Genomic DNA, 26,022 nt, shown 5'->3' with positions numbered 1-26,022 from the left:
GTTCGGCGGCTTACGAGACAAACCACCAGAAAACTTGCCAGACAGCGCCAGGCCATGCAGATTCGTCGCTTTGCCATGACACGGTGTGTGCCATGATCGAGCCCTACCAGGACGTAGCCCCATGAGTGACTCTTCGCAATTCAGCCTGCTCGGCAAGCGGCGCTTCCTGCCGTTCTTCGTGACCCAATCGCTGGGCGCCCTCAACGACAACCTGTTCAAACAATCGCTGATCCTGGCCATCCTCTACAAGATCAGCCTGGAAGGCGACCGCTCGATCTGGGTCAACCTCTGCGCGTTGCTGTTCATTCTGCCCTTCTTCCTGTTCTCGGCCCTGGCCGGGCAGTTCGGCGAGAAGTTCGCCAAAGACGCATTGATCCGCGCGATCAAGCTGGCCGAAATCGTCATCATGGCCGTCGGCGCCACCGGTTTCATGACCAACCATCTCGAGCTGATGCTGCTGACCTTGTTCGCCATGGGCACGCATTCGGCGTTATTCGGGCCGGTCAAGTATTCGATCCTGCCGCAGACGCTACGCGACGACGAACTGGTCGGCGGTAACGGTCTGGTGGAGATGGGCACCTTCCTGGCGATTCTGGCCGGCACCATCGGCGCCGGGATCATGATGTCCTCGACCCATTATGCCCCCGTGGTGGCCTGTGCCGTGGTCGGCACTGCGCTGGCGGGCTACCTGGCCAGCCGCTGGATTCCGCGCGCCGCCGCCGCCTCGCCGCAGATGAAGCTGGACTGGAACATCTTCAAACAATCCTGGCTGACCCTGCGCCTGGGTTTGGGGCAGACGCCGGCGGTGTCGCGCTCGATCGTCGGCAACTCGTGGTTCTGGTTCGTCGGCGCCATCTACCTCACACAGATTCCTGCCTATTCCAAGGACTGGCTGCACGGCGACGAAACCGTGGTCACCCTGGTGCTGACGCTGTTCTCGGTCGGCATCGCCGTCGGTTCGCTGCTGTGCGAGCGGCTCAGCGGGCGCAAGGTGGAAATCGGCCTGGTACCGTTCGGCTCGTTCGGCCTGACCGTGTTCGGCCTGCTCTGGTGGTGGCATTCGGGCGACGTGCCGACGCCGGCGATGCCTTATGACTGGCTGGCCTTGCTGGGCCTGAGCAAGGCCTGGTGGATCATGCTGTCGATCGTCGGTCTGGGCGTGTTCGGCGGTTTCTACATCGTGCCGTTGTACGCCCTGATCCAGGCGCGCACGCCCGAAGACCAGCGCGCGCGGGTGATCGCCGCCAACAACATCCTCAATGCGTTGTTCATGGTGGCCTCGGCACTGTTGACCATCCTCCTGCTGAGCCTGGCCGACCTGAGCATTCCTCAGCTGTTCCTGGTGGTGTCGCTGCTCAACGTCGCTGTCAACGCCTATATCTTCCGCATCGTGCCCGAATTCACCATGCGCTTTCTCATCTGGCTGCTCAGCCACTCGATGTACCGTGTCGAGCACCGTGAGCTGCAGCGCATCCCGGACGAAGGCGCGGCGTTGCTGGTGTGTAACCACATCTCCTACGTCGATGCCTTGCTCTTGAGCGGCGCGATTCGTCGGCCGATTCGCTTCGTCATGTACTACAAGATCTATCATTTGCCGGTGCTCAACTTCGTCTTCCGCACCGCTGGCGCCATTCCCATCGCTGGGCGCGGCGAAGATGCCGTGATCTACGAGCAGGCCTTCGCCCGTATCGCCCGATCGCTGCAGGACGGCGAACTGGTGTGCATCTTCCCGGAGGGCAAGCTGACCGCCGACGGCGAGATCGACGTGTTCAAGAGTGGGGTCAAACGCATCCTGCGGGAAACGCCGGTACCGGTGATCCCCTTGGCGTTGCAAGGGCTGTGGGGCAGCTTCTTCAGTCGCGATCCGAACAAGGGGCTGTTCAAACGGTTGTGGTCGCGGGTCACGGTGGTAGCGGGGGAGGCCGTCGCGGTCGAGGCGGCGCAGCCGGACGTGTTGCGCGAGCGGGTCGCCGCCTTGCGCGGCGACCGCCGTTGAAGGAAAGGGGTGGAGGTCAGCCGGCGCTGACCTTCAGGCCGACCAGGCCGGCTACGATCAGGGTGACGCTGGCCACGCGCATCAGCGTCACGGCCTCGCCAAACAGGATGATGCCGGCGATGACCGTACCGACCGCACCGACGCCGGTCCACACGGCATAGGCCGTGCCCAGCGGCAGCTCCTTCACCGCCATGCCGAGCAAGCCGATGCTCACGGCCATGGCGCCGATGGTCAATGCAGTGGGGAGTGGGCGGGTGAAGCCGTCGGTGTACTTGAGGCCGACGGCCCAGCCGATCTCGAACAGGCCGGCGCAGAACAGGATGATCCAGGACATGGGGGTGCCTCCATCTTGAGTGTCGAAGATGGGGCCGTCCCCGAATGATCACGCCAAAGCGTCGTGAGGTCGTCCTCAACAGTGGGCCTATCCTGCCTCGCGTAAACGAAGCAGGCAACCCTGTCCTATCGATGTTTGCCCGGCTGTTCGTTCGACGCTGCCGGCTCTTCCAGCTTGCGGAACCAGGTCGACAGCAGTGCCCCGGAGATGTTGTGCCACACACTGAACAGCGCGCTGGGCACTGCGGCCAGCGGCGAGAAGTGCGCCGCCGCCAGCGCCGCGCCCAACCCCGAGTTCTGCATGCCCACCTCCAGCGCCAGCGATTTGCGCTGCGCCAGCGGCAGCTTGCAGAACTTGCCGGTGAGGTAGCCGAGCAAGAAGCCGAAGCTGTTGTGCAGCACCACCACCGCCATGATCAGCAGGCCGGATTCGGCAATTTTCGCCTGGCTGGCCGCCACCACCGCGCAGACGATCAGCACGATGCTCACCACCGACACCAGCGGCAGCACCTGCACCGCCGCGTGCACCCTGTTGCCGAGCAGACGCTGGGCCAGCACGCCGAGCACGATCGGCAGCATCACCAGCTGCAGGATCGACCAGAACATGTCCATGAACGAAACCGGCAGCCAGGCCGAGGCCAGCAGCCAGATCAAGGCAGGGGTGAGCAGCGGCGCGAGCAGGGTGGTCACTGCGGCGATGGCTACGGCCAGGGCCAGGTCGCCCTTGGACAGCCAGACCATCACATTCGACGCCGTGCCGCTCGGGCAGCAACCGACCAGGATCACGCCCACGGCAATCTCCGCCGGCAGGTGGAACACTTGGCACAGCAGCCAGGCCATGCCCGGCATGATCACGAAGTGCGCGACCACCCCCAGCAGCACGCGCCAGGGTTGCCGGGCCAGGGCGGCGAAGTCGTCGAGCTTGAGGGTCAGACCCATGCCGAACATCACCAGACCCAGCAGCGGCACGATGGCGCCTTTGAGGCCGAGGAACCACTGCGGTTGCAGGAACGCCAGGCAGGCGAACACCAATACCCAGAGGGCGAAGGTGTTGCCGACGAAGCGACTCAGGGCGGCGAGGGCACGCATGGGAAAGTCCTTGTCGTTATAAGAAGAGGAAGGTGCGCGTGGTGCGGTGAGGCCGAGTCGAGACACGGGGCGGCACCGGCATGGCGCGCACCCCGCATGGCTGGATAGGGTCAGACGCCTTGCGGAATGTCTTCGCCGCCCAGTGCTTCGAACAGCGCCGGGAGGAATTCGGCGAAGGTCATCATCATCAGCTGGAAGCTGGCGTCGAATTGCTGCGCGGCTTCTTCGCCGCCGTCCTGCTCGGCTTGCTCCTGCAACAGCTCTTCGAATTTCAGGCGCTTGATGACGGTCTTGTCGTCGAGCACGAACGACAGCTTGTCTTGCCAGCCCAGGGCCAGTTGGGTCACCACCTTGCCGGCATTGAGGTGCAGCTGGATTTCTTCGCTGGCCAGATCCTGGCGCTTGCAGCGCACGGTGCCGCCGTCTTCGTGGGTGTCGCTGAGCTCGCATTCGTCCTGGATGACGAAGTCGGCGACCGGTTGTTGCGACTTGACCCAGTCGGTGAGGGTGGCGCTCGGGGCGATCTTCACGGCGACCGGGCGCACCGGCAGCGAGCCCATGACTTCGCGCAGGGTCGACAGCAGGTCTTCGGCGCGCTTGGCGCTGGCCGAGTTGACCAGCACCAGGCCCAGGCGCGGGGCGATGGCGGCGAAGATCATGGCACGGCGGATGAACGCGCGCGGCAGGAAGGCCTGGATGATCTCGTCCTTGATCTGGTCGCGTTCCTTTTTATAGACCTTGCGCATCTGCTCGGTCTCGATCTCTTCGACCTTCTCCTTCACCGCGTCGTTGACCACGCTGCTGGGCAGGATACGTTCTTCCTTGCGTGCGGCGATCAACAGGTACTCGCCGCTGACGTGCACCAGCGGGGCGTCTTCACCTTTGCCGAACGGCGCGACGAAACCATAGGTGGTCAGCTCCTGGCTGGCGCAGGGGCGGGCCGGCTTGGTGGCCAGGGCGGCCTCCAGCGCTTCGGCCTCGAACGGCACATCCTGGGTCAGGCGATAAGTCAGCAGGTTCTTGAACCACATGAGGGGGTAACTCTCCTTAATGCATGAGGCGGGCATTATTCTCCGATGGGCAGGTACAGGCCAGTCCTGTCATCGCACAATCGAACGCCCTGCCGGTGGGGCGAAATACAGACACGCTAGGTCCTTGAAAGGCCTGAAAAATTTTTTGAAAAAAGTGCTTGCCAGGGTAGTACCTCCTCCGTAGAATGCGCGCCACACCGAGACGAAAGGGTGATTAGCTCAGCCGGGAGAGCATCTGCCTTACAAGCAGAGGGTCGGCGGTTCGATCCCGTCATCACCCACCACTCGATGTATAGCGCAGCGGTAGTTCAGTCGGTTAGAATACCGGCCTGTCACGCCGGGGGTCGCGGGTTCGAGTCCCGTCCGCTGCGCCATATTGAGTTTCCAGGCCCACTGAACACCTGGAAACGACAGAGAAAGCGACCTTAGGGTCGCTTTTTTTGTGTCCGCGATTTCATCGGTGCGAACGCCGTGGAACGCCTTCACCTCATCTCGCCATTGCGTCACAATCCCACAGGTCTGCCGGACGCACCTGCGGGTTGCGTGCGGCCATCCACCGCAAGCCAGAGACCGACCCATGCAGGACGCCCCCACCGCCGACACCCCCGTTTCCACGGTTACCGCCACCACGCCGCTCCTGGGCATCGACCTGGGCACCACCAACAGTCTGATCGCCGTCTGGCAAGACGGTCAGGCACGGTTGATCGCCAATGCCTTGGGTGAAGTGCTGACGCCGTCGGTGGTCAGTGTCGACGAAGACGGCAGTGTGCTGGTCGGCAAGGCGGCCAAAGCGCGTCTGACCACCCACCCCGAGCGCACAGTCGGCGCGTTCAAGCGTTTCATGGGCAGCGACAAGCGCTTCGAACTGGGCGAGCACCGCTTCAGCCCCGAGGAACTGTCGGCACTGGTGCTGGGTGCGTTGAAACAGGATGCCGAGGCCTACCTGGGTTGCAGCGTCAGCGAAGCGGTGATTTCGGTGCCGGCCTATTTCAGCGACGAGCAGCGCAAGCGTACGGTGTTCGCCGCAGAGCTGGCCGGCTTGAAGGTGCAGCGGCTGATCAACGAACCCACGGCAGCGGCCATGGCCTACGGCCTGCATGAGCAGAAGTTCGAGCGCACCCTGGTGTTCGACCTGGGCGGCGGCACCTTCGACGTGACCGTGCTCGAATACGCCTTGCCGCTGATCGAGGTGCATGCCTCCACCGGTGACAATTACCTGGGCGGCGAGGATTTCACCGACGCCTTGCTCACCGCCTGCCTGCGCGACTGGGACCTGCCGTTGGAAAGCCTCGCGCCCCAGGCGCTGGCCAGCCTGCATGACGCCATCGAGCAGCTCAAATGCGAAGCGGGCGAGGGCAGCCGTGTGCTCGACTGGAGCGGCGATGGTCAACAACGTCAATGGCAGTTGGACAGCAGCGCTCTGCAAAGCATCTGGGCACCGCTGCTGGCACGGGTCCGCGCGCCCATCGAGCAGGCCTTGCGCGATGCCCGCCTGAGCCCGCGCGAGCTCGATAGCCTGGTACTGGTCGGCGGCGCCACACGCATGCCGCAGGTGCAGCAACTGGTGGCCAAGCTGTTCGGCAAGCTGCCCTATCGCCATCTGGACCCCGACACCATCGTCGCCCTCGGCGCCGCAGCCCAGGCGGCGTGCAAGGCGCGCGACGCAGCCATCGACGAACTGATCCTCACCGACGTGTGCCCCTATACCCTGGGCGTCGCCTCACAGCGCGGCGATGACGTCTCCGGCGCGTTCTCGCCGATCATCGAGCGCAACACCGTCATTCCCACCTCCAAGGTGCAGCGCTTCTACAGCACCCACGCCGAGCAGACCAGCGTGCGCATCGCCGTCTACCAAGGCGAGCGGCCCTGGGTGCGCGACAACATCCTGGTCGACAGTTTCGAAATTCCGTTGCAGCCCACCGGCCAGGTGCAGCCGCTGGACGTGCGCTTCAGCTACGACATCAACGGCTTGCTGGAAGTGGACGTGACCTTCATCGACACCGGCCTCAAGCATAGCCACAGCATCGACCGCAGCCCCACCGGCCTCGATCCGCAGGCGCGCCAGGCCAGCCACGAGCGTCTGGCAGGGTTGAAGATCCACCCGCGCGATACGTTGCCCAACCGCACCTTGCTGGCGCGCCTGGAGCGCGCCTGGGTGCAGGCGTTGGGCGATGAGCGCGAGTTGATCGCGAGTTGGCTGGATGCCTTCAACGGCGTGTTGGCGGGGCAGCAGCCCGGCGAGATCAGCCGCCAGCGCCAGGCGTTGAGCCAGGCGCTGGACGAACTGCGCTACTGACCGTTGAGCCGGCGCAGCGCGGCTTGCAGGCCGTGCTTGAGCTGGTTGGGGGCGTTCGGCGGCGAGCCGTAGCGGTTGGGCAGTTTGTCGCCGGGTAGCGTCAGCAGGATCAGGGTCATGAAGGGCACGACGACGCTTACCCCCAGCAGCACCGCCAAGACGACGCCTCCGTAGCCCAGATCGCGGACCCGACGGATCATGGCGCACACCAGCCACGGTACGATCAGCAGCACGATCGTCTCGCGCAGCCCCGCCCAGCCGAGCGCGGCGGGGACGACCTTCAACCCGAACATCGCCAGCAGGTGCAGGCCATAGCCCCTGCGGTCCAAACGGCTGCCGAGCTTCCAGAATTTCCAGGCAGGCTCGCTGGGGTAGTTGGCCATGTTCGCCAGCATGCGCTCCGACCACGTCAGCAGCGCCATGTTCGCCAGCATGCGCTCCGACCACGTCAGCAGCGCCATGATCGCGCAGCGCAGGCCAGGGTCCTGTCGCTCATCGTCCTTGCCCTTTTGCAGGGCTTGCAGCACGGCCGTCCTGGGCGGTTGGCAGTCGTCGACCAGATGGTGCAATGCCTGCAACGCCTGCTTGAACAGCTTGGCGTCGACACCCTGGGAGTGGATCTCGCTGTCCTTGGGTGGCTTGAACTGACCTGCGACCAGGTGCTGGCGCAGGGTCTCGAACCAGGCGTGCGGCGCTGCCAGTCTTTCCATCCGCTCGCGCATGTGGCCGCGCTGCTCGGCCTTGAGCGAGCGGTCATGCAGCAATACCGCCCCCAGCAGCAGATCGCCCAGTGCATAGTCGTCGAGTACCCAGGGTTCTTGCACCAGGAACGAATGAAGCTGCGCGGCGCTCGGCAAACGGTCGCTCTGCAAGGCCGTAGCCAGGTTCAGCAGCTTGATGCCGACCATGCTTTGCAACGGGTCGTCGGGGTCCAGCCAGTCGAGCAGGCCTTCGCTGGTGGAACTGGCTTGGGCCAGGAGCAACTGGCGGTGCAGGCCGTGGAACGGATGCCCGGCCGGGTACTGCAGGCGCGCGCTGACCTGCGCGCTGACCAGGTCCATCCAGCGTGCCGGCTGATCGAGCATGGCCAGCATGAACAGCTGATGACGGTGCCAGTCCCACAGCGCCTCGCCTCCTGGCAGGGGCGGCAATACAATGCCTTGCTCGGCCATGCGGCCTTGCAGGGCCAAGGCGAAGGGCACGGTGAACATGCTGCGCATCTGGAACTGGCGGTTCAGGTTCAGCACTGCGGTCGTCGAGTACCTGCGCATGCGCCGCAGCCATTCGCGGCAGGCCGGGTGAACCTCCAGCGCCAGCAGCGATTCGGGCAGGTCCAGCGTGGCATCGTCGCTGTCGCAGTACGCATTCAATGCCGAGGCCACGGCCGACGTTTGCAACCAGACCATCTGCTGCCGGGCCTGGCGTTGGAAACCTTCGAGAATCAACCCGTCGAGCGGGTCGTCACTGGGTGTGGACTGGAGGATCTGCTGCAGCAGCCCGGCTTCGCCGCGGTGCAGTGCCCAGGCTTGCCAGTAGCGGCGTTGCAGCGCCGGGTCGGGTTGCTCGTCGAGCAGCCAGGCCAGCAGCGGCAATTCGTCGTCGCCATCCAGCCGCCAGTCGATGAACGTGGCGGCGATCCCGCCCAGCCGACGGCGCGAGGCTTCGGACCAGCGCGACAGGGTGCTGACGTTCTGCGCTGGGGCGCCCAGCAGGGGATCGCTCAGGTTTTGTGGCAGGTGTCCGGGCGCTTCCTGCCGGTCGAACGCCTGGATCAGCAGCGGTAATCGCTCGGGCTGCTCACGTGCGCAGTGGTCCAGCAACCAGCGCTCGGCCTGCGGGTACCAATGCTCGCGCCACAGGCGAATCCAACCGCCCAGGGCCTGCTCGGTATGCCGCAGCGCATCGGCCTGGCGGGTCAGCAGGTAGAGCAGGTCGGGATCGTCGGGCGAGGCGTGCAACGCTGCTTGCCAATGATCGTGGACCAGCTGACTGGGAATGCCGGCCAGGCTCGTCTGCCTGTACAGGCGTTCTATCAGCGCCGGGTCGTCCGGGATCGCCATGCAGGTGTGCTGGTCCACGAACTGCTCGAATTCGAACAGGGCGCGGTGCTGGAAGATGAATTCCAGGGTCCGGAAGTACCACAGGGTTTCCATCTGTACCATGGGCGGCCAGTCGCGCATCAGGCCGGTGTCGAAGGGGTCGGGGATCTGCAGGTGTTGCAGCAGGGCTTCGACTTCCTGCGGGTTTTCCACGCGCAGGAGCTGATCGGCCCAGGCCAATCGCTGTGCCAGCAGGCCCACGCAGCGGTGCGAGATCGGCCCGCACTCGCGCAGGCAGGCGAGCATTTGCCAGCCGACGGTGTCGAGTTCTTCCAGAGGCAGGTCGTCGAGCTCGTCGACCAGGCCTTGCCAGGCCTGTGGATCGAAGCGCAGCGCCGGTTCTTCGAGCACATGGTGCAGTGCCCGCAGGGTCGGGTGCAGATCGTCTTGCGCAGCCTCGTCGGCAGAGGGCTCGACATCGGCCAGGGCCGGTTCCCGGGCCAGCCGTTGGGCCTGTTCGTAGGCCTCGCGCAGCGCCTGGAAGCCTTCCGGGTCGGTTTCCGGATGGTGCGCCGGCAGTTGCTTGCGGTAGGCCAGGCGAATGGTGTCGAGGTCTTGGGTCGGTTCGATGCCCAGGCGGGTCCAGCAACTCATGACCAGCAGTCCTCTTCCAATGTGTGCGGGCGTTCGGGCTCGGGCAGCGGCGCATCCCACGGCACGTCGGCGAACCACTGTTCGGCGCCCAGGCGCAGGTTCAGCGCGATGCAGCGGTTCCAGTGCTCACTGCCCTGGCGCTGCAATTCGGCTTGCAACTGGTCATCGCTGCACTCCGACGCATTCCACAACGCCTTGCCCACCAGATAACCGGCGATGTAAGCGTCCCAGCCGTCGTAGTAGTGACGGGCGCGCAGGGCCAGGCGGTAGTGCAGCCAGAGGCTTTCTTCGCGGGTCAGGTAGGCCTTCTTGACGCCGTTGCGCAGCAGGAAGCTCATGCGCGCCAGGTCCCAGGCGCGGATGCCGCCCGGGCCGCAGTCCGGATAGGTGCGCGCGGCGTACTCGTACTTGATGCGTTCGCGTGGCGTCAGCTCGGCCAGGCGGCGCTGCCATTGCAGCGGCAGGCAACGCTCGTATTGCCAATAGGCGTCGGCCAGCTCCAGGGCGTGGCCGCTGTCGGCCATGCCCAGGGCATCGAGCAATTGCGCGCGGTTGCCGATCCCCCAGCCGCGTTCGAGGTCGGCCTTGTCTTCGTCTTCGTAGTATTCGGCGGCGGTGAAGCTCGCCCCATTGAGGGCGGCGACGGGGGCGGACAGCAGATGCAGCCAATGCTGCGCGTGTTCATCCATGAAAGGGCTCCAGGCAAGGCTCAAGCGAGGACGATGGGTACGGAAGGGCACGGGCGGACGGCTGCGCAGCACCCGCTGCTGTGACCGCCGGTCCGCCGCTTGGTGCCGTGCACAGGGGTCACAGCGCCGACAGCGGTCCGCCGCGTTCCTGCTCGCGCAGGGTCAGTACTTCGACGCCGCTTTCGGTGACGGCCACGGTGTGTTCCCACTGCGCCGACAGGCCGCCGTCGCGGGTGACCACCGTCCAGCCGTCGCGCAAGGTGCGGGTGCCGCGCGCGCCCTGGTTGAGCATCGGTTCGATGGTGAAGACCATGCCGGGCTTGAGTTTCATGCCCATGCCGCGCTGGCCGTAGTGCAGCACCTGCGGCGCTTCGTGCATGTCCTTGCCGATTCCGTGCCCGCAGTATTCGCGCACCACGCTATAGCCGGCGGCTTCGGCATGGCGCTGGATGGCATGACCGATGTCGCCCAGGGTGGCACCGGGGCGGACCTGCTCGATGCCTTTGCACAAGGCTTCGTAAGTGGTGTCGACCAAGCGTCGGGCCTCGCCGTTGACCTGGCCAATGCAATACATTTTCGAGGAATCGGCGATGTAGCCACCTTGTTCGAGGGTGATGTCGACATTGATGATCGAGCCGTCGAGCAGGACTTCGTCATCCTTGGGCATGCCATGGCACACCACGTGGTCGATGGACGTGTTCAGCGCATAGGGGAAGCCGTACTGGCCCTTGCTGGCCGGGCGCGCGTCCAGGGCGCGGATGAACGCTTCGGCGCGGTCGTTGATCTGCAGGGTGGTCACGCCCGGGCGGATGAAGCCGTCGAGGTCGGCGAACACCTGGGTCAGCAGGCGGCCGGCATGGCGCATCAGCGCCAGTTGCGCCGCGTCCTTGATGATCACGTTGCTCATTGCAGCAGCTCCTGCAAGTTGGCCTGTTCCTGGCGCAGCAATTGGCGCAGCAGTTGCTCGTAGGTGGATTGGGGGTGCAGCTCAGCGAGCATGCCGAGGCGAATCCAGTGTTCGGCCTGGGCGTTGATCGAGCGCGACAGCGCGGTACTGGCGATGCGCAGGTCCTGGTGCAGGGCGTCACCGATCTTGACGATACCCATGGGCACTCCTCCTGGTATATGAAACGTATACGAAGCATATCGTCAAAAAGGGCTGGCATGCCAGCCCTGCGTCGCTCACGGGCAGCGCGGCGATGCGCTAAGCTGCCGCTTTCCACTGGCCTGCGCCCACCTGCCGATGAACCTCGATACCCGCATCAAATACCGCCACCTGCTGTGTTTCCTCGAGATCGCCCGCCAGGGCAGCCTGGCGCGGGCGGCGGACGCCCTGTCGATCAGCCAGCCGGCGATTTCGAAAAGCCTCAAGGAGTTGGAGGCGCTGCTGGAAACGCGTCTGTTCGAGCGCTCTCGCCAAGGCACGCAACTGACCGTGGCCGGCACACGTTTCATGCGTTACGCCGCGCCCAGCGTGCAGGCCTTGCGCGAAGGCATAGGCAGTGTCCGCAGTGCGGCGCGTGCGCCTTCGCAGGTGCGCATCGGTGTGTTGTCGACGGTCGAGGGGTTGCTCATGCCCGAAGTGCTGTGTCGGCTGCACCAGCGCCACGAGGCGCTGGTGGTGAGCGTGGCTACCGGGGTCGGCGCGCAACTGCTTGGCCAGTTGCACTTGGGCGAACTGGAGCTGGTCGTCGGGCGCATGACCGACAGCCCGCAGATCCAGGGATTGTCGTTCGAACACCTGTACAACGAGTCGATGAGCCTGGTGGTACGCCCGGGCCACCCACTGCTGGCCGCAGGCGCCAAGGCCCGCGAGCGAGTGAGCGGCTACCCGCTGGTGCTGCCGCCAGAGGGCACCACCATCCGCCGCCATGCCGACAGCCTGTTCGTGCAGTGCGCCATCGAGTTGCCGGCGCAACGTCTGGAAACCTTGTCGCTGTCGTTGAGCCGCCGGTACGTGCTGGGCAGCGACGCGATCTGGGTGGCGCCACGCGATGCGGTCTTGATCGACCTGCGCCAGGGCGATCTGCGCCAACTCGATCTGGGCGGCCAGGAACCTGGCGGATCGGTGGGCATCTGCCGCAACGCGGCGCTGCCGTCGAGCCTGCCGGCGCAATGGTTGTGCGAGGTGTTGCGCGAAGTGGCCGAGGCTTACCGCGCCGGTCTTTACCCCTGAACGTCCCGCCGCTGCGAATCGATGGGGCAGTGCCGTGCGACGCGCTGCCCAGGCGCTCCATGAAGAAGCTTTTACCTGAGGAACTTCATGCCAGCCCATGGCTCTCATGCCGGTAGCCATTGGTCGTGACCGCCTGCTAAGCTCGCGGCCTTACCTGATTTGCCCCTCTGGCGCATGAACAAGGAATCAGCATGAAACAACATCGTCTGGCGGCTGCGGTTGCCCTGGTAGGTCTGGTGCTTGCAGGCTGCGACGCGAAGACCAGCGACGTCGAGCTCAAGACGCCTTCGCAGAAAGCCTCCTATGGCATCGGTCTGAACATGGGCAAGAGCCTGGCCCAGGAAGGCATGGACGACCTCGATTCCAAAGCTGTCGCATTGGGCATCGAAGACGCGGTCGGCAAGAAAGACCAGCGCCTGAAGGACGAAGAATTGGTCGAGGCCTTCAGCGCCTTGCAGAAACGCGCCGAAGAGCGTCTGGCCAAGGCCAGCGAAGAAGCTTCCAGCGCCGGTAAGAAATTCCTCGAGGAAAACGGCAAGAAATCCGGCGTGGTCACCACCGCGTCGGGCTTGCAGTACGAAGTGATCAAGAAAGCCGACGGCCCGCAGCCCAAGCCTACCGATGTCGTGACCGTGCACTATGAAGGCAAGCTGATCGACGGCAAGGTCTTCGACAGCTCCGTCGAGCGCGGCAGCCCGATCGACCTGCCGGTCAGCGGCGTGATTCCAGGTTGGGTCGAAGGGCTGCAACTGATGCATGTCGGCGAGAAGTACAAGCTGTACATCCCAGCCGAGCTGGCTTACGGCGCGCAGAGCCCGAGCCCGCTGATCCCGGCCAACTCGGTCCTGGTCTTCGATCTGGAACTGCTGGGCATCAAGGACCCGGCTCAGGCCCAGCCGCAAGAGTCGGCGCCTGAAGCACCGGCTGCCGAGCCGGCACCTGCGCAGTAATCGCTTCTGCGGCAAAAAGCGCCCCGTTTCGACGGGGCGTTGTCGTATCTGGCCGTCGGTGAATCGCTGCGAACCCTGTCTGGATACTGCGGTCCCAGACAATGCAAGGCGAGCTGAAAGGCTTTAGCTGAAGCTTTTCGAACGGTTACACGTTTGAAATAACTGTGTAAAAAATGCCCGATTTGAGTGCGGCCCTTGTCCCGTGGGCGCAATACGCTGAAAACATGTCCCTGTTCACAAGGTTATCCACAAAAAATGTGGATAACCCGCCCGTCATTTGGAGGTTTCATGAGCGCACCCTGGAATTTCGCTCGGTTTCTGCCTCTGGCCGAACGCCTGCTCAGCCGCGGGCGACTGCCTGCCTTGTTGTTCGCGGTCGCGCGCAAAGGGCCGAAGCTGGGCAAGATGCGCGACGACTTGCGCCTGATGCAGTCGCTGTGCCTGGCATGGTGGCGAGGCGAGTACCGCGCCATCAGCACGCGGGCTTTGGTGACCATCGTTGCTGGCCTGCTGTATTTCGTCAGCCCCATCGATGCCATCCCTGACTGGATACTGGGCGTCGGCTTTCTCGACGATATCGCCGTATTGGGTTGGGTGATGAAAACCGTGGCCGATGAGCTGGCGCGTTTTCGCGAGTGGCGCGACCGTCAATCGCCGGAGCGGCTGCGCGTCGTCGAACGCCTGCCCGCCAGCCCCGAGGCGTTGCAGTTGGAAAAACGCGACCCTTGATTTGGCCTGCCGCATACCCTTCTTCGCCTGCGTGGATATAATCGGCCCTTCGATCATGCCAATCGGGTGCAGTCGGCACCCCGTCAACGAGGGTCAGCAATGGGTATCCAGGTCATCAGCCGCGACGGTCAACCCGAGTACGCCGTGGTCCCCTGGGCGCAGTTCCAGGCTTTGCTCAAAGCGGCTGGCGAGTCGCCCATCGAAGCGCCCGCCAGCCAACGCCCCGCCGAAACCGCGCCGCCCGCTGTCCTGCCAGCCTTGATCGAACTGGGCTCATTGCGCCAGGCCAAGCAGATCGCCCCCGAAGCCCTGGCGCGCAACGTCGGCATCAGCCCGGCCTACCTGGGCATGATCGAGGCCGGGGAGCGCGAGCCCGGCGCGGCCATCCGCCGCGCCCTGGCTTGGCACCTCGGCGTACCGGGCTGGAGCGATGAGCCGTGAGCCAGGTGAGGATCAGCCGGCAGCATTGGCAGAACCTGCTCGACGAGCTGGACCTCGCCCGCCGCCAACGCCACCTGCTGACGTACCGTGCTCTGATCGAGCGCTTGCAACTGCCCACCCCGGCCATGCAGACCCTCACCGCCGCTTTGGAATACCTGGCCATGCTCGACACCCGCGCCGAGCAGCCACTGCGCAGCGCGTTGGTGATCAGCCAGGGCGCCAGCCGGTTGCCGCGCACGGGCTTTTTCGAGTGTGCCGAACGGCTCGGTCGTTTCCACGGGCCGGCCGATGGTCTGGAGGCGGCGTCATGGCATGCTTCCGAGGTGGCCAGGGTATTCGAACATCGCTATCCCGACACGGAATAGGGACGGGATGGCGGCCGATCCGTAGGTTCGTCACGCTCCCAACGAAGCTGTGCTCATCTGTCCGCTGGTGACAGGTACAACGAAAAAGGCCGGACATTCGCATGTCCGGCCTTTTCAGTTCTGCTGCCTAGCTATCGATCACTTTTTGGAAACCGCACCGCTGGCGCTCAGGTAGTCGATCAGGATGCGCCCGGTCTCTGCGAGATAGGCATCGTCTTCGGGCTTGGTGTCCTCATCTTCTTCCGGCAACGCGTCTTCGTCGATTTTCTTCAACTCTTTGAGCGGCTCTTCGCCCTTGGCCTTGCGGCGGATGTTCTCCAAAGCCAATTGCTTGGCATCGATCTCATCGTGGCGGGTGCGGCGCTCTTGCTCGTTGAGGCTGACGGTCTTCTCGGTCATCAGCTTCTGCGTCAATGCCAAGCGGTCGCGGATATAGATGAACTCGGCATCCTTCTCGCTACGCGCCTCGTGTTGCGCCTTCAGATGTGCCAGGTAGGGCTTGAACGGGTCCACGGCGGGCTTGACCACCGGGCGGATGGTGTCCCACGGCATGGCCTCGGGCAGGGCGCTTTCACCGATCTCCTTGGTGTCGATGATCGACGGATAGTCGATATCGGGCAGCACGCCCTGGTGCTGGGTGCTCTGGCCCGAAACGCGATAGAACTTGGCCAGGGTCAGCTTCAGCTCGCCATGGTTGAGCGGCTGGATGGTCTGCACAGTGCCCTTGCCGAAGGTCTGGCCACCGATGATCAGCGCGCGGTGGTAGTCCTGCATGGCGCCGGCGAAGATCTCCGATGCCGAAGCCGAGAGGCGGTTGACCAGCAGGGTCAGCGGGCCTTTGTAGAACGCGCCGGGGTTTTCGTCTTCCAGCACGTCGACGCGACCGTCGCTGTTGCGCACCAATACCGTCGGGCCCTTGTCGATGAACAGGCTGGTCAGTTCGGTGGCTTCCTGCAACGAGCCGCCGCCGTTGTTGCGCAGGTCGATGACCACGCCGTCGACCTTCTCTTTTTGCAGTTCGGTCAGCAGCTTCTTCACGTCGCGCGTGGTGCTCTTGTAATCCGGATCGCCGGCGCGGAAGGCTTTGAAGTCCAGGTAGAAGGCCGGAATCTCGATGATGCCCAGCTTGTAGTCGTGGCCGTCCTGTTTGAGGTTGAGGATCGACTTCTTCGCCGCCTGCTCTTCGAGCTTGACCGCCTCACGGGTGATGGACACGATCTTGCTGGTCTGGTCATTCGGCGCGTTGTTGGCCGGAATCACCTCCAGGCGCACCACCGAACCCTTCGGCCCGCGGATCAGCTTGACCACTTCGTCCAGGCGCCAGCCGACCACGTCGACCATTTCCTTGTCGCCCTGGGCCACGCCGATGATCTTGTCGGCCGGGGAGACCTGTTTGGTCTTGGCTGCCGGCCCTGCCGGCACCAGGCGCACGATCTTGACCTGGTCGTTGTCGCTCTGCAGCACCGCACCGATGCCTTCGAGCGACAGGCTCATGTTGATGTCGAAGTTCTCCGCGCTGTCTGGCGACAGGTAGTTGGTGTGCGGGTCGTAGGACATGGCGAAGGTATTGATATAGGCCTGGAAGATGTCTTCGGCGCGGGTCTGGTCGAGGCGGGCCAGCTGGTTCTTGTAGCGTTTGGTCAGGGTTTCCTGGATCTGCTTGAGGTCCTTGCCGGCGATCTTCTGGCGCAGCACTTCATCTTTGACGCGTTTGCGCCACAGGTCGTCGAGCTCGGCGTCGTTCTTCAGCCAAGGCGCGTCCTTACGGTCGACCAGCAGGGTTTCCTGAGTGTTGAAATCGATCTTGTCGACGCCCTTGTTCAGTTCGGCCAGGGCGAAGTCCAGGCGCGCCTTCACTCGGTTGAGGTAGCGCTTGTAGATGGTGAAGCCCGGGTCGAGGTCGCCTTTCTTGAGAAAGTCGTCGAACTGCGTCTTCCACTTGTCGAACTCGGCGATGTCCGCAGCGGTGAAATAACTGCGCGAGGGATCGAGCAGCTTGATGTAGCTGTCGTAGATGATGACCGAACGGGCATCGTCCAGCGGCGGCTTGCTGTAGTGGTGGCGCTTGAGCAGCTCGACCACGTTGAGGCTGGCGACCACTTCGTCGCGGTCGGGCTTCAACGAATCCCACTTGTTGGCTGCCGAAGCGTTACCGACCAGCGCGAAGCTGCCCAGACCGATGACAAGGGCGAGTGCGGTGCGAGGTAGGGATTGCTTCATGCTGATTCGACGTGGGGGCAATTGAACACGCATAGTAGGCCGTCTTTTCCGTGCGCCGGTTCCATCGAGCCGGACAAATACTGCAAAAAGCCCGCGGCGTGGCGCCGCGGGCTCAGTCATGAATCAACTATGGAGGCACTGTGAAGGCATTGCAAGGCGTTGACGGACACGTAGCCTGGGTGGACGCGCCGCGTCCCACCTGTGACGCAGGGCAAGTACGCATTCGCGTGGCGGCTGCGGGATTGAACCGCGCCGACCTGCTGCAAAAAGCGGGCAACTACCCGCCCCCGCCGGGTGCGAGCCCATACCTGGGCCTGGAGTGCGCCGGTGTGATCGCAGAGGTCGGCGCAGGGGTCGATTTCATCGTCGGCGAGCGTGTTTGCGCGCTGCTGGCCGGCGGCGGCATGGCCGAAGAAGTGGTGGTCGATGCCCGCCACGTGCTGCCGGTACCCGAAGGGCTGAGCCTGCACGAAGCCGCAGCGATTCCCGAGGTGTACGCCACCGCCTGGCTCAACCTGTTCCAGCTGGCGGGGCTGCAAGCCGGTGAAAAGGTGCTGGTGCATGCCGGCGCCAGCGGCGTGGGTTCGGCGGCCATCCAGCTGTGCAAGGCGTTTGGCAACCCGCTGTGGGTCAGCGTCGGCTCGGCGCAGCGTTTGGCCTATTGCGAGTCGCTGGGCGCCAATGGCGGTGTGGTGCGCAACGAGAACCTCGACGCCCTGGGCGAACTGGGCCCGTTCGACGTGGTGCTCGACCCGGTGGGCGCGGGCTACGTGGACATGAACCTGGACCTGCTGGCGCGCGACGGGCGCTGGGTGATCATCGGCCTGATGAGTGGGCGCAAGGCCGAGTTCGACCTGGCCAAAGTGCTGAGCAAGCGCTTGCAGATCACCGGCTCCACCCTGCGCAACCGCAGCGACGAGTACAAGGCGCAGTTGCTGAGCGACCTGCGGCTGCAGGTCTGGCCATTGTTCAGCGAAGGCCGCTTGAGCCCGCAACTGGTCGACACCTACCCGATCGCTTTCGCCGAAGCGGCCTATGCCGAACTCGAAAGCAATCAGGTGTCGGGCAAGCTGGTGCTGGTGATCGACCCGTCCCTGAGCTGATCGCCGGACTGACCTGTCCCGCCGCACTGGTGGGACAGGCACCGCCGTCATCCGGTGCGGTCAGGCCCAGTCGAGGATGGGCCAGCCGTTGGTCTGCGCATGTTCGCGCAACACCGCGTCGGGGTTGACTGCCCGTGGGTGGTCCACACGCAGCAGCAACGGCAGGTCATTGCGCGAATCGGAGTAGAAACTCGCCCCTTCGAGGTTTTCCTGCTCCTGGTCCAGCCAGGCCAGCAATCGCGTGACCTTGCCTTCGCGGTAGCTCAGTTCGCCTCGCGTGTTGCCCGTGTACACGCCATTGGCCGTCTCCAGGTCGATGGCCAAGTACTCCTCGACGCCCAACCGTTGCGCGATCGGCCCGACCAGATGCGCGCCCGACGCCGAGATGATCAGCACCCGGTCGCCGGCCCGACGGTGCTCGGCGATGCAGCGGCAGGCGTCGCCGAAGATGATCGGCTCGATGACCTCTTCGACCCAGGGCTGCACCAGGTGCTCGATTTCCTCCAGCGTGCGCCCCGCGATGGGTTCCAGGCTGAAGGCCATGTACTCCTCCATGCGCAAATGGCCCTTGCCATAGGCCTCCTGCATCTGCGCGTCGCGACGCAGGAACGTTTCGTCGACCCAGTCCAGCCTTGCCATCTGCACACACCACAAGGCCGAGCAGTCACCGTGAATGAGGGTCTCGTCGAGATCGAAAATTGCCAACGCCATGTATGAAAAATTCCTTGGATTCGTGTGGACTCTGCCCCTGCGCGCCAGGCGCCGCCACTGCGAAGCCTAAGCCACTTCGCGCAGCGCCGCAGGATCGATGGACAAGGATACCCGCTTGCCGTCCGCGTGCAGATCGGCGGCCGAACGGTTGAGCACATCCACCACCAGCTCCACCTCGCGTATCAGCACCCGGTACCGAACGACGTTGCCCAGCAAGCTGTGGCTGCGGATCAAGGCATCCAACTCGCCGCCATCTCCCAGGCTGATGGCTTCCGGGCGTATGGCCAGGCGGCTCTGCACCGGGCGTTGCAACAGGCGGCTGGCGGCATCGGCGTCGAGCAGGTTGTAGTTGCCGATGAAGCCTGCGGCGAAGGCGTCGACCGGTGCGGTGTACAGCGTTTCGGCGTCGCCGCTCTGCACGATGCGGCCCTGGTTCATGAGAAAGATGCGATCCGACATGGTCAGCGCCTCTTCCTGGTCGTGGGTGACGAAGATCGTGGTAAGGCCCAGCTCGCGTTGGATGGCGCGGATCTGTTCGCGCAAATGCTTGCGGATGCGCGCATCCAGGGCCGACAGCGGTTCGTCGAGCAACAGCAGACGCGGACGGGTGACCAGCGAGCGGGCCAAGGCCACGCGCTGGCATTGCCCGCCGGACAACTGGTGCGGATGGCGACCGGCGAACGCGCCCAGCTCGACCAGCTCCAGTGCCTCGCGCACGCGCTGGCGGCTGGCGTCGCCGGCCACTTTCTGCATGCGCAGGCCGAAGGCGACGTTCTGTTCGACCGTCATGTTGGGAAACAGCGCATAGCTTTGAAAGACCATGCCGATGCCGCGCTTCTGCGGGCTGACCGGCACCAGGTCCTGGCCGTCGAGCAGGATGCGCCCGCCGTCCACCGGCGTGAGGCCGGCGATGCAGCGCAACAGGGTGGACTTGCCGCAGCCGGAGGGGCCGAGCAGGGTGACGAACTCGCCTTGGGCGATCTCGCAATTGATGTCGTCGAACACGGGGCTGTCGGCATAACGCTTGTGCAGGTGCTGCACGCTGACGAAGCTCATTCAGGTCTTGTCCTTGTTCAAACGGTTGGCGATCCAGGTCATCACCAGCACGAAGCTGAAGTAGGAGATCACCAGCGCGCTGTTGAAGTGGCCGCTGCTGTTGCGCATGTTGTTGAGGTACACCTGCAGGGTTTCGTAGCGAGTGCCCACCAGCAAGTTGGCGAACACGAACTCCCCGAACAGGAACGAGAACGACAGCAGCAATGCCACCATCAGCCCTTTGCGCAGGTTGGGCAGCACCACCAGCCAGGCCGCCTGCCAGGTGCTGGCGCCCAGCAATTGAGCGGCGTCCATCAGGTCGCGCAGGTTGATCGCCTGCAGGTTGTTGGTGATGGCCCGGTACATGAAGGGCAGGGCGATGGTGAAGTAGCAGCCGATCAGGATCCACGGCGTGCCGACCATGGCCAGCGGGCCGCTGCCGTACAGTTGCAGCAGGCCCACCGACGACACCACCGGCGGCACCGCGAAGGGCAGCAGGATCAGCACGTTCATCAACCCGTCCAGGCGCGGAAAGTGGTAATGCACCACGAACAGCAGCGGCAGGATCAGCACCACCGACAGCAGCAGCGCGCCCACGCACACCAGCAAAGACTGGCCGAAGGCCGCCAGAAAACGCGGATCGCTCCACAACGCCACATACCATTTGAACGTCAGCCCGCTAGGCAGCAGGCTCGCCGACCAGCTGGTGGCCAGGGAGTACAGCAGCGTGCCGGCCAGCGGCAGCAGCAGCAGGGTGAACAGCAGGTACACCACCGCGCGGTGGTACAGCCCGCCCTTGCCAGGTTCAGCGCGCATGGTAGCTCCTGCGTAACAGCCATTGATGGGCCACCGTGACCACCGTCATCAGGCCCACCAGCACCATCGCAAGGGCACTGGCCAGGTTCGGGTCCAGGCTGATGTCGCCGGCCACCAGCGCGGCGATGCGGATCGGCAGCACGTTGAAGTTGCCGGTGGTCAGCGCGTACACCGTGGCGTAGGCGCCCAGGGCGTTGGCCAGCAGGATCACGAAGGTGCCGAGCAGCGCCGGGGTCAGTATCGGCAGACCGATGTGGCGCCAGTACTGCCAGCCGTTGGCGCCGAGCAGGGCGGCCGCTTCGCGCCAGTCCTCGCGCAGGGCGTCGAAGGCCGGGTAGAGCAGCAGCACGCCCAAGGGAATCTGGAAGTAGGTGTACACCAGGATCAACCCGGTCTTGGAATAGATGCTGAAGTCGTCCAGCAGGCCGATCTGCTTGAGCAACAGGGTCAACGCGCCATTGAAGCCGAGCAGGATGACGAAGGCGAAGGCCAGGGGCACGCCGGAGAAATTGCTGGTCATGTTGGCGAAGGCGCTGACGAAGTCGCGCAGGCGCGAGTCGACCTGGCGCAGCGAATAAGCGCCCAGCACCGCGACGATCAGGCCGAACACGCTCGACCAGAGGCTGATCTCCAGGCTGCGCTGCAGCGCTTGCAGGTAGAACTTGGAGCTGAACACCTTGCCGAAGTTGTCCAGCCCCCAACCGGCTTCGCCATGCAGGCTGTTGAGCGCCACCCAGGCCAGCGGCGCGATCTGGAACACCACGAAGAACACCGCGAACGGCAGCAGGCAGAGCAGCGCGAGGTAGCGCCCCGACGGCCGCGCGCTCATCGCGACAGCTCCCGGCGCACTGGCGAGTCATGCGTCGCGCCGAGCCTGTTGCGGGCGAGGTCGCATGGCGATGAGCGCGCATACGCCAAGGGGTGGTGGACGCGGCCGGCTTCGACGTAGCCGTGCAGATGGCCCGTGGCATGCCGGGCGACCTGGCCGTTGAGGCCGTCGAGCAGGACCAGGATGACGTTGTGTTTCATGCGCGGCTCCGAACCAGGGCGGGCCGGAGGTGCCCGCGAGGCGCCTCCGGGGTCAGGCGGGTGTCACTCCATTTCGACGATGACCTGCTCCTGCCATTTCTGCGGCAGCGCCTTGGAGGTGCGCTCCCAGGCTTCGGCGTTCTTGATCGGTTGCGCAGGCGCGTACTGCTCGTTGGGCAGCAGTTTGGCCTGCACGTCCTCGGGCAGTTTCAAGTGCTCGGCGCGGATGGGGCGGGCGTGGCCACGTGCCAGGTTGGTCTGGCCGGCGTCGCTGAAGATGTACTCGCGCGCAAGCTTGGCGGCGTTGGGGTTTTTCGCGTACTTGTTGATGATCGTGGTGTAACCCGACGTGATCGACCCGTCGGCTGGAATCAGCACTTCGAAACGCTTGGGGTCGATCTGGTCGCGGTAGCTCAGGCCGTTGAAGTCCCATACCACGCCGACTTCCACCTCGCCCTTTTCCAGGGTCTGGATGGTCGGGTTGGCCAGCGACAGGCGCTTCTGCTGGGCCAGCTTGGTGAACAGTTGCAGGCCAGGCTCGACGTTGCTCTCGTCGCCCTTGTAGGCGATGGCGGCGGCCAGCACGCCGTTGGCGGCCTGGGCTGCGGTGCCGACGTCACCGATGGCGACCTTGTAGGTGCCCTTTTCCAGGTCGTGCCAGGTGGTGGGGCGCTGGTCTTCCTTGACCAGATCCTTGTTGATGATGAACGCGATGGTGCCGGTGTAGGCCAGCGCCCAGTGGCCGTCCTGGTCCTTGGCCCAGGTCGGGATCTGCTCCCAAGTGGTCGGTTTGTAGGGCTGGGTCACGCCCTTGGCCAGGGCGATGGGGCCGAAGGCTGCGCCCACGTCGCCGATGTCGGCGCTGGCGTTGTCCTTCTCGGCGTCGAACTTGGCGATCTCCTGGGCCGAGCTCATGTCGGTGTCGCTGTGCTTGAGGCCGTACTTCTGCGCCAGGTCGTCCCAGGTGCCTTTCCAGTTGGCCCAGGCATCGGGCATGCCCACGCTGTTGAGAGCGCCTTCCTTGCGGGCGGCATCTTCCAGGGTTTTCAGGTCGGTGTCCGCGGCCATCGCCGAGGTGCACAGGGCGATGCTCGCGCCCAGCAGTGAGGCCATGAAGAACTGTTTCATCCGAAGCTCCTTGGGTGGATGCGGTGCATTCAATGTCGAAGGAAAGCGTGCTTGCGAACAGATTGGTCTAGGTCAGCAACTCTCGGGCCAAAGTAGGCCCTCTGCGTGACAGTTTGATGTAGCGGGGCAGCGAACTGCGCGGGCGGTCGCCCTGGAACTCAAGCTTAGACTACGCTGTGGCGTCGCAACGCCGGGCAACGAGGCGTGCAGGTAACCCCTGTCACAGCTTGTTCATGGCCGCTGCCTAGGCTGACAGGATTCGCCAGCGGCCCTGTCTGGGTGCTGGACTAGTCCAGGAAGGTAACTTGTGATGCAGCCATCGCAACCGCGCGCGGTAACAGCCATCTGCCACGCCCTGCAGGAGCAGATCGAACAGGGCCTGCTGGCGGCGAGCGAGCAGTTGCCGGGCGAGCGTCGCTTGAGCGAAGTGTTCGCCACCACCCGCATCACCCTGCGCGAGGCGCTGGTGCAACTGGAGGCCAAGGGGTTGATCTATCGGGAAGAGCGGCGCGGTTGGTTCGTCGCCCCGCCGCGGCTGACCTACGACCTGATCGAGCGCAGCCACTTCCACGCCATGGTGCAAGGGCAGGGGCGCAGCCCGGCCACCGAACTGTTGTCGGCTTGCCTGCAACCGGCCTCGGCTGCGATCTGCGCGCGCCTGCAACTGCCGCCGCTGTCGAGCGTCGTGCGTATCTGCAGGTTGCGGCGCATCGACGGGCGCGCGGTGCTGTATGCCGAGCACTATCTCAATCCGCAGTATTTTCCGGGCATTCTCGCGCTCGACCTGAGCCAGTCGCTGACCTGGCTGTATGCGTGCACATACGGCATCCACTATGGCCACGTGGACTTCGAGATCCTGCCCACGGCCTTGCCGGCTGCCGCAGCCAGTGCCTTGCGCGTGTCGGGCGGCAGCGCCGGTCTACAGGTCGTGCGCAGCAACAGCGATCAGCATGGCCGGCTGATCGATTGCGACCTGGAGTATTGGCGGCACGACGCCATCCGCCTGCGCGCCCACGTCACTCCGTGACCGGCGCCTGGGGCTGCGCCTGCCCGCCGCCGGCCGTGACCACCTGCACCGACAGGCGCGGCGTGGCCAGGTCCAGGCCCTGTTCGTCGAGCTCGCGCTTGAGCGCCAGGTTGAACGCCCGCGACACTTCCCACTGCTTGATCGGCGCCGTCTTGAAACGCGCGCGCAAGATGGCCGAGCCCGACTCGAAGCTTTCCACGCCCTGGAACTCCAGCGGCGACCAGATGTTGCGGCGCATCAGCGGGTCGTTGCGCATCTTCTGCCCCACTTCGCGGATCAGCGTCAGGGCCGTGTCGATGCTCATGCTGTGCGGCACGGCGATACGGAAGATGGCGTAGCCGAACTCGCGCGAGTAGTTCTTGATGCTCTTGATTTCGCTGAACGGGATGGTGTGCACGATGCCGTCGATGTCGCGCAGGCGCACGGTACGGATGGTCAGCCCTTCGACGGTACCGAGGTGGCCGCCGACGTCGACGTAGTCGTCGATGGCCAGCGAGTCCTCGATGATGATGAACAGGCCCGTGATCAGGTCGGCCACCAGCGACTGCGCACCGAAACCGATGGCCAGACCGATCACACCGGCACCGGCCAGCAGCGGCGTGACGTTCATGCCCATGTTGGCCAGGGCCACGATCAAGGCGATGATGGCGATGGCCACGAACAGCACGTTGCGGATCAACGGCATCATAGTCTGCGCGCGGGCGTTGGCCAGGCCTCGCCGCGAACGAATCAGGGCGTGGTGCACGGCGGTGTCGGCCAGAATCCACACCAGCCAGGCGACGATCAGCGTGGTGACCAGACCCAGCAGGCGCATGCTGATGTCGTGGCCTTCGCCGTCGGCGAAGCGCAGCATGGACAAACCCCACACGCGCAGGCCCAGCTCGATGAACACCAGCCAGATGAACAGGTGCGCCAGGGCGTAGCCGAAGCTCATCAGGCGTTCGGCATACACCGCGTGGCGTCGCTGCTTGAGCGCCGACTTGGCGGCGTGCCGGCGCACCAGCCCGTTGAGCACCATGCACACCACCAGCAGCACGGTGCACACCAGCGACTGGCGCAGGGCCGTGCTGGTGTCGCCTGCCGAGACGAAGGTGGCGAACAGCGAAACGCCCACCAGCACCAGTGCCGGCAAGTACCAGAAGCTGCCGAGGATTTCGATGGTGTCGCTCAGCGTACGGCGGGTCAGGCGACGCGACAGCGGCTGGTTGCGGATCAGGTGGGCGATGGGCCGGCGGAAGCGCAGGATGAACAGCCCCGTGCACAGCGCCGCCAGGACGTTGGCGAGCGTGGCGACGGTGTGCGCCAGGTGCGTGCCCAGGGCGGTGGTCAGACGTGGATCGCTCATCGCCTCGCCGAAGGCGGCGAAGCTGCCGATCAACCACAAGGGGTTGAAGGCGCGGTGGCGCAGGATGTGCAACGCGCGGTGGCGGTGCGGGCCGTCGAGCAGGGAAAAGGCAATCACACAGATGGCCGAGAAACAGGTGCCGACCACCAGGGCGTAGGCCAGCACCATGGCCAGCGATTTACCTATCGAAGAGGGCAGCACCAGGCTCAGGTAGACCGTGAAGATCAGCGCCACCAACCAGGGGCCGAGCTTGCGCAGGGCAAAGCGCACCAGATCCCAGGTGCGCGGGTGTTGCGGCAACTCTTCGCTCAGGCCGAAACGCAGCCGTACCCGGTGGCTGACCCAGTTGAAGGCGTAGGCCAACAGGCTCCACAGGGCGATCACGGCCGCGAAACCGAACAGGATGGCCGGCCATTGCTGCATCGGCACCACGCGCTCGACCAGTTCCGCCTTGGCTTGCTCGAACTCCAGGGACCAGCGCAGGAACGGGCTGGCCTCGCCGCTGAACTGCGCTTCGAAATCGTGCAGGGCACCGGTGATCAGGCCCAGCACCCCTTGTTCGACGGTGGGCTGCGAGTGGCGTGTGGCGTCGCGCAGTTTCTTCAGGTCGGTCAGCAGCTTGGCGCGCTGCTGGTCGTTCTCGAGGTTCTTGATCACCTCGTCGAGCGACTTGCCCAGCGGCTCGCTGGCTTCGGGCTGCTGCGAGCCGCTGTTGCCGCTGCCCAACAGACCGGGCAATCCGGCCGCCTGGGCCGGGACGACGAACAGCATCAGCAGCAAGGTCAGGCAACGCAGGAAAACTGGCACGGAAAATCCTACC

The 26,022-nt window shown here is 64.7% G+C and carries 23 protein-coding genes, 2 tRNA genes and 1 pseudogene; 11 read left to right on the top strand and 15 right to left on the bottom strand.

Going from position 1 to position 26,022, the window contains the following annotated elements:
- Nucleotides 1–121 precede the first annotated feature (121 nt).
- A complete protein-coding gene (locus AA0Z93_RS02600; protein WP_413046519.1) occupies nucleotides 122–1,996 on the top strand; it encodes an MFS transporter in 1,875 nt (624 codons plus the stop codon).
- 16 nt (nucleotides 1,997–2,012) lie between these two features.
- On the opposite strand, the gene sugE is transcribed toward AA0Z93_RS02600, so the two are convergent.
- From sugE to rdgC, 3 genes are all read right to left on the bottom strand, one after another.
- Nucleotides 2,013–2,330: a quaternary ammonium compound efflux SMR transporter SugE gene (gene sugE / locus AA0Z93_RS02595; protein WP_413046520.1), complete on the bottom strand. Its 318-nt coding sequence runs from the start codon at nucleotides 2,328–2,330 to the stop codon at nucleotides 2,013–2,015.
- Nucleotides 2,331–2,455: 125 nt separating this feature from the next.
- Nucleotides 2,456–3,418 (bottom strand): bile acid:sodium symporter family protein, encoded by a 963-nt coding sequence (locus AA0Z93_RS02590; RefSeq protein WP_413046521.1) that lies wholly within the window; start codon nucleotides 3,416–3,418, stop codon nucleotides 2,456–2,458.
- A 110-nt stretch (nucleotides 3,419–3,528) separates the two neighbouring features.
- Nucleotides 3,529–4,449: a recombination-associated protein RdgC gene (rdgC, locus tag AA0Z93_RS02585; protein WP_413046522.1), complete on the bottom strand. Its 921-nt coding sequence runs from the start codon at nucleotides 4,447–4,449 to the stop codon at nucleotides 3,529–3,531.
- Between the two features lie 208 nt (nucleotides 4,450–4,657).
- On the opposite strand from rdgC, the gene AA0Z93_RS02580 reads away from it, so the two are divergent.
- The 3 genes from AA0Z93_RS02580 to AA0Z93_RS02570 all read left to right on the top strand — a co-directional run bounded on the left by AA0Z93_RS02580 (nucleotide 4,658) and on the right by AA0Z93_RS02570 (nucleotide 6,745).
- Nucleotides 4,658–4,733 (top strand) — tRNA-Val (locus AA0Z93_RS02580).
- A gap of 13 nt (nucleotides 4,734–4,746) precedes the next feature.
- Nucleotides 4,747–4,823 (top strand) — tRNA-Asp (locus tag AA0Z93_RS02575).
- A 203-nt stretch (nucleotides 4,824–5,026) separates the two neighbouring features.
- Nucleotides 5,027–6,745, top strand: a complete 1,719-nt coding sequence (locus AA0Z93_RS02570; protein WP_413046523.1) for an Hsp70 family protein — start codon at nucleotides 5,027–5,029, stop codon at nucleotides 6,743–6,745.
- On the opposite strand, the gene AA0Z93_RS02565 is transcribed toward AA0Z93_RS02570, so the two are convergent.
- The 4 genes from AA0Z93_RS02565 to AA0Z93_RS02550 all read right to left on the bottom strand — a co-directional run bounded on the left by AA0Z93_RS02565 (nucleotide 6,739) and on the right by AA0Z93_RS02550 (nucleotide 11,234).
- Nucleotides 6,739–9,438, bottom strand: coding sequence for a DUF805 domain-containing protein (locus AA0Z93_RS02565; RefSeq protein WP_413046524.1), 2,700 nt, complete (start codon nucleotides 9,436–9,438; stop codon nucleotides 6,739–6,741). The genes AA0Z93_RS02570 and AA0Z93_RS02565 overlap by 7 nt on opposite strands.
- Nucleotides 9,435–10,127, bottom strand: a complete 693-nt coding sequence (locus AA0Z93_RS02560) for a DUF1266 domain-containing protein (RefSeq protein ID WP_413046525.1) — start codon at nucleotides 10,125–10,127, stop codon at nucleotides 9,435–9,437. The genes AA0Z93_RS02565 and AA0Z93_RS02560 overlap by 4 nt, the downstream gene beginning before the upstream one ends.
- Nucleotides 10,128–10,245: 118 nt before the next feature.
- Nucleotides 10,246–11,034, bottom strand: coding sequence for a type I methionyl aminopeptidase (gene map, locus AA0Z93_RS02555; protein WP_413046526.1), 789 nt, complete (start codon nucleotides 11,032–11,034; stop codon nucleotides 10,246–10,248).
- Nucleotides 11,031–11,234, bottom strand: coding sequence for a ParD-like family protein (locus tag AA0Z93_RS02550; RefSeq protein WP_296265046.1), 204 nt, complete (start codon nucleotides 11,232–11,234; stop codon nucleotides 11,031–11,033). The genes map and AA0Z93_RS02550 overlap by 4 nt, the downstream gene beginning before the upstream one ends.
- Before the next feature lie 136 nt (nucleotides 11,235–11,370).
- Here AA0Z93_RS02550 and pcaQ point away from each other — a divergent pair, with 136 nt between their 5' ends.
- The 5 genes from pcaQ to AA0Z93_RS02525 all read left to right on the top strand — a co-directional run bounded on the left by pcaQ (nucleotide 11,371) and on the right by AA0Z93_RS02525 (nucleotide 14,788).
- On the top strand, nucleotides 11,371–12,303 hold the full coding sequence (gene pcaQ / locus AA0Z93_RS02545) for a pca operon transcription factor PcaQ (RefSeq protein WP_413046527.1): 933 nt from the start codon (nucleotides 11,371–11,373) through the stop codon (nucleotides 12,301–12,303).
- Between the two features lie 191 nt (nucleotides 12,304–12,494).
- The gene (locus AA0Z93_RS02540) at nucleotides 12,495–13,253 is read left to right on the top strand and encodes an FKBP-type peptidyl-prolyl cis-trans isomerase (RefSeq protein ID WP_413046528.1); all 759 of its coding nucleotides are present in this window, start codon (nucleotides 12,495–12,497) and stop codon (nucleotides 13,251–13,253) included.
- 288 nt (nucleotides 13,254–13,541) lie between these two features.
- On the top strand, nucleotides 13,542–13,982 hold the full coding sequence (locus tag AA0Z93_RS02535; protein ID WP_413046529.1) for a YkvA family protein: 441 nt from the start codon (nucleotides 13,542–13,544) through the stop codon (nucleotides 13,980–13,982).
- A gap of 99 nt (nucleotides 13,983–14,081) precedes the next feature.
- The gene (locus AA0Z93_RS02530; RefSeq protein WP_413046530.1) at nucleotides 14,082–14,423 is read left to right on the top strand and encodes a helix-turn-helix domain-containing protein; all 342 of its coding nucleotides are present in this window, start codon (nucleotides 14,082–14,084) and stop codon (nucleotides 14,421–14,423) included.
- The gene (locus AA0Z93_RS02525) at nucleotides 14,420–14,788 is read left to right on the top strand and encodes a hypothetical protein (protein ID WP_413046531.1); all 369 of its coding nucleotides are present in this window, start codon (nucleotides 14,420–14,422) and stop codon (nucleotides 14,786–14,788) included. Before AA0Z93_RS02530 ends, AA0Z93_RS02525 begins: the two co-directional genes overlap by 4 nt.
- Nucleotides 14,789–14,926: 138 nt before the next feature.
- On the opposite strand, the gene AA0Z93_RS02520 is transcribed toward AA0Z93_RS02525, so the two are convergent.
- Entirely contained in the window at nucleotides 14,927–17,008 is a 2,082-nt protein-coding gene (locus AA0Z93_RS02520; RefSeq protein ID WP_413046532.1) for a carboxy terminal-processing peptidase, read from the bottom strand.
- Between the two features lie 140 nt (nucleotides 17,009–17,148).
- Here AA0Z93_RS02520 and AA0Z93_RS02515 point away from each other — a divergent pair, with 140 nt between their 5' ends.
- A complete protein-coding gene (locus AA0Z93_RS02515) occupies nucleotides 17,149–18,111 on the top strand; it encodes an NAD(P)H-quinone oxidoreductase (protein ID WP_413046533.1) in 963 nt (320 codons plus the stop codon).
- A gap of 60 nt (nucleotides 18,112–18,171) precedes the next feature.
- On the opposite strand, the gene AA0Z93_RS02510 is transcribed toward AA0Z93_RS02515, so the two are convergent.
- From AA0Z93_RS02510 to AA0Z93_RS02485, 6 genes and pseudogenes are all read right to left on the bottom strand, one after another.
- Nucleotides 18,172–18,822 (bottom strand): HAD family hydrolase, encoded by a 651-nt coding sequence (locus tag AA0Z93_RS02510; protein ID WP_413046534.1) that lies wholly within the window; start codon nucleotides 18,820–18,822, stop codon nucleotides 18,172–18,174.
- Nucleotides 18,823–18,888: 66 nt separating this feature from the next.
- Nucleotides 18,889–19,878, bottom strand: coding sequence for an ABC transporter ATP-binding protein (locus AA0Z93_RS02505; protein WP_413046535.1), 990 nt, complete (start codon nucleotides 19,876–19,878; stop codon nucleotides 18,889–18,891).
- On the bottom strand, nucleotides 19,879–20,673 hold the full coding sequence (locus AA0Z93_RS02500) for an ABC transporter permease (protein WP_413046536.1): 795 nt from the start codon (nucleotides 20,671–20,673) through the stop codon (nucleotides 19,879–19,881).
- Nucleotides 20,663–21,502 carry an ABC transporter permease gene (locus AA0Z93_RS02495; RefSeq protein WP_413046537.1) on the bottom strand — a complete coding sequence of 280 codons (840 nt, stop codon included), beginning with the start codon at nucleotides 21,500–21,502 and terminating at the stop codon, nucleotides 20,663–20,665. The genes AA0Z93_RS02500 and AA0Z93_RS02495 overlap by 11 nt, the downstream gene beginning before the upstream one ends.
- A gap of 101 nt (nucleotides 21,503–21,603) precedes the next feature.
- A pseudogene (locus tag AA0Z93_RS02490) lies at nucleotides 21,604–21,702 on the bottom strand (alkaline phosphatase family protein); the annotation flags it as partial.
- A 63-nt stretch (nucleotides 21,703–21,765) separates the two neighbouring features.
- Nucleotides 21,766–22,830 carry an ABC transporter substrate-binding protein gene (locus AA0Z93_RS02485; protein ID WP_413046538.1) on the bottom strand — a complete coding sequence of 355 codons (1,065 nt, stop codon included), beginning with the start codon at nucleotides 22,828–22,830 and terminating at the stop codon, nucleotides 21,766–21,768.
- Between the two features lie 310 nt (nucleotides 22,831–23,140).
- On the opposite strand from AA0Z93_RS02485, the gene AA0Z93_RS02480 reads away from it, so the two are divergent.
- Entirely contained in the window at nucleotides 23,141–23,857 is a 717-nt protein-coding gene (locus AA0Z93_RS02480) for a UTRA domain-containing protein (RefSeq protein WP_413046539.1), read from the top strand.
- On the opposite strand, the gene AA0Z93_RS02475 is transcribed toward AA0Z93_RS02480, so the two are convergent.
- Nucleotides 23,847–26,009: a mechanosensitive ion channel family protein gene (locus AA0Z93_RS02475; RefSeq protein ID WP_413046540.1), complete on the bottom strand. Its 2,163-nt coding sequence runs from the start codon at nucleotides 26,007–26,009 to the stop codon at nucleotides 23,847–23,849. The two genes, AA0Z93_RS02480 and AA0Z93_RS02475, sit on opposite strands and share 11 nt — an antisense overlap.
- Nucleotides 26,010–26,022 lie beyond the last annotated feature (13 nt).

The sequence above is a fragment of the Pseudomonas phoenicis genome, assembly GCF_047302395.1.
GTDB lineage: Bacteria > Pseudomonadota > Gammaproteobacteria > Pseudomonadales > Pseudomonadaceae > Aquipseudomonas.
Note: the sequence above shows the minus strand (reverse complement) of the source record. Positions and strands in the feature narration are given on the sequence as shown.

Coding starts and splice junctions, on each gene's coding strand:
- rdgC (WP_413046522.1), bottom strand. CDS start 4,449: ATGTGGTTCAAGAACCTGCTGACTTATCGCCTGACCCAGGATGTGCCG.
- AA0Z93_RS02495 (WP_413046537.1), bottom strand. CDS start 21,502: ATGAGCGCGCGGCCGTCGGGGCGCTACCTCGCGCTGCTCTGCCTGCTG.
- pcaQ (WP_413046527.1), top strand. CDS start 11,371: ATGAACCTCGATACCCGCATCAAATACCGCCACCTGCTGTGTTTCCTC.
- AA0Z93_RS02565 (WP_413046524.1), bottom strand. CDS start 9,438: ATGAGTTGCTGGACCCGCCTGGGCATCGAACCGACCCAAGACCTCGAC.
- AA0Z93_RS02570 (WP_413046523.1), top strand. CDS start 5,027: ATGCAGGACGCCCCCACCGCCGACACCCCCGTTTCCACGGTTACCGCC.
- AA0Z93_RS02560 (WP_413046525.1), bottom strand. CDS start 10,127: ATGGATGAACACGCGCAGCATTGGCTGCATCTGCTGTCCGCCCCCGTC.
- AA0Z93_RS02510 (WP_413046534.1), bottom strand. CDS start 18,822: ATGGCGTTGGCAATTTTCGATCTCGACGAGACCCTCATTCACGGTGAC.
- AA0Z93_RS02505 (WP_413046535.1), bottom strand. CDS start 19,878: ATGAGCTTCGTCAGCGTGCAGCACCTGCACAAGCGTTATGCCGACAGC.
- AA0Z93_RS02530 (WP_413046530.1), top strand. CDS start 14,082: ATGGGTATCCAGGTCATCAGCCGCGACGGTCAACCCGAGTACGCCGTG.
- sugE (WP_413046520.1), bottom strand. CDS start 2,330: ATGTCCTGGATCATCCTGTTCTGCGCCGGCCTGTTCGAGATCGGCTGG.
- AA0Z93_RS02500 (WP_413046536.1), bottom strand. CDS start 20,673: ATGCGCGCTGAACCTGGCAAGGGCGGGCTGTACCACCGCGCGGTGGTG.
- AA0Z93_RS02480 (WP_413046539.1), top strand. CDS start 23,141: ATGCAGCCATCGCAACCGCGCGCGGTAACAGCCATCTGCCACGCCCTG.
- AA0Z93_RS02550 (WP_296265046.1), bottom strand. CDS start 11,234: ATGGGTATCGTCAAGATCGGTGACGCCCTGCACCAGGACCTGCGCATC.
- AA0Z93_RS02590 (WP_413046521.1), bottom strand. CDS start 3,418: ATGCGTGCCCTCGCCGCCCTGAGTCGCTTCGTCGGCAACACCTTCGCC.
- map (WP_413046526.1), bottom strand. CDS start 11,034: ATGAGCAACGTGATCATCAAGGACGCGGCGCAACTGGCGCTGATGCGC.
- AA0Z93_RS02535 (WP_413046529.1), top strand. CDS start 13,542: ATGAGCGCACCCTGGAATTTCGCTCGGTTTCTGCCTCTGGCCGAACGC.
- AA0Z93_RS02520 (WP_413046532.1), bottom strand. CDS start 17,008: ATGAAGCAATCCCTACCTCGCACCGCACTCGCCCTTGTCATCGGTCTG.
- AA0Z93_RS02600 (WP_413046519.1), top strand. CDS start 122: ATGAGTGACTCTTCGCAATTCAGCCTGCTCGGCAAGCGGCGCTTCCTG.
- AA0Z93_RS02485 (WP_413046538.1), bottom strand. CDS start 22,830: ATGAAACAGTTCTTCATGGCCTCACTGCTGGGCGCGAGCATCGCCCTG.
- AA0Z93_RS02540 (WP_413046528.1), top strand. CDS start 12,495: ATGAAACAACATCGTCTGGCGGCTGCGGTTGCCCTGGTAGGTCTGGTG.